This is a genomic window from Falsiroseomonas oryzae, assembly GCF_027856955.1.
Taxonomy (GTDB): domain Bacteria; phylum Pseudomonadota; class Alphaproteobacteria; order Acetobacterales; family Acetobacteraceae; genus Falsiroseomonas; species Falsiroseomonas oryzae.
Genome location: NZ_JAPSMD010000787.1, coordinates 1 through 1,349, shown reverse-complemented (window position 1 = coordinate 1,349; position 1,349 = coordinate 1). Strand labels below are relative to the sequence as shown.

Below are 1,349 nucleotides of genomic sequence, written 5' to 3'. Positions count from 1 at the left end.
ATCATCGCCAGGCCGGCCAGCGCATAGTCGCCGCGACGCCGCGCGACCTCGGCGAACCAGGGCGTCCAGCCCGGCGCGCGCGGGATCTCCACCCGCAGCAGCAACTCGTCCGGGCGCCGGTCCGTCTCGTAGAGGCCGCGGAAGAAGGCGTGCGCGGGAACGCGGCGCTCGCCGGCCTGCGAGCCGAGGACGATGGTGGCGTCGAGCGCGACCATGCAGGCCGGCAGTTCCGCGGCCGGGTCGGCCAGCGCCACGCTGCCGCCCAGCGTGCCGCGGTTGCGGATGGCGGGGTGCGCGACTTCCGGCAGCGCCACGTGCAGCAGCGGGGCGGCCTGCCCGACCAGCGGCGAGGCCAGCACCGCAGCGTGCCGCGCCAGCGCCCCGATGCGCAGCACGCCGTCCACCAGTTCGATCCCGTCCAGATCCGGCAGTCGATTCAGGTCCAGCAGCAGCGCCGGTCGCGCGACCCGCATCGCCAGCATCGGCACCAGGCTCTGCCCGCCGGCGAGCGGCGCCGCCTCCGGCTCCTGCGCCAGGATAGCGAGCGCCTCGGAGAGTTTCGTGGGGCGGGCATAGGCGAAGCGGGCGGGCGTCATGCCAGGCGTCCGAGCGCGCGCAGCACCGTGACGGGATGGATCGGCAGTTCGGTCACGGCGCCGCCGCCGGCTGCCTCCAGCGCGTCGTTGACCGCGTTCAGGATGGCGGCCGGGGCGCCGCAGGTGCCGGACTCCCCTGCTCCCTTCGCGCCGACCGCGCTGCCGGGATAGGGCGTCTCGACATGGCCGAGCGCGATGTCCGGGATATCGGTCGCCATCGGCACGAGGTAGTCCGCCAGCGTGCCCGACAGGAACTGCCCGCTCTCGGCATCGTAGCGGCAGGCTTCCAGCAGCGCCCCGCCGATGCCCGTGACGATGCCGCCGCGATACTGGCCATCGACCAGCAGCGGATTCAGCACGCGGCCGCAATCGCCCACCATCCAGTAGCGCAACAGGCGCACCAGGCCGGTCTCGCTGTCCAGCTCCACCAGCGCGGCATGCACGCCGTTGTTCGCGAGCGTCGCATCGCGCTCGCGACGGTAGTGGAAGGCGGCCGAGAGGCCGGGCGTCACGCCCTTCGGCATCTCGTGGCCACGGAACAGCATGAGGCGACCAAGCTCGGCCAGCGTCATCCGCGCCGTGCCATCGGAGTCCGTCACGGCGCCGGCGCGGACATCCAGCGTGTCGGGCGCGGCCTGGAGCAGCGCGCCCGCCGCCTCCAGCAGTTGCGCGCGCAGGGCGCGGCCGGCGCCCCAGGCTGCCTCTCCGCCGATCGCTGCGCCGCGGCTGGCCCAGGCGCCGCCGCCATGCGGC

General features: G+C 74.5%; 2 protein-coding genes. Both read right to left on the bottom strand.

The window, feature by feature from the left end:
• The coding region (locus OZN99_RS31685; RefSeq protein ID WP_270939164.1) for an FAD binding domain-containing protein at positions 1-596 on the bottom strand (596 nt) is incomplete at its 3' end.
• A partial coding sequence (locus tag OZN99_RS31680; RefSeq protein ID WP_270939163.1) for a xanthine dehydrogenase family protein molybdopterin-binding subunit occupies positions 593-1,349 on the bottom strand: 757 nt, incomplete at its 5' end. The genes OZN99_RS31685 and OZN99_RS31680, both read right to left, overlap by 4 nt.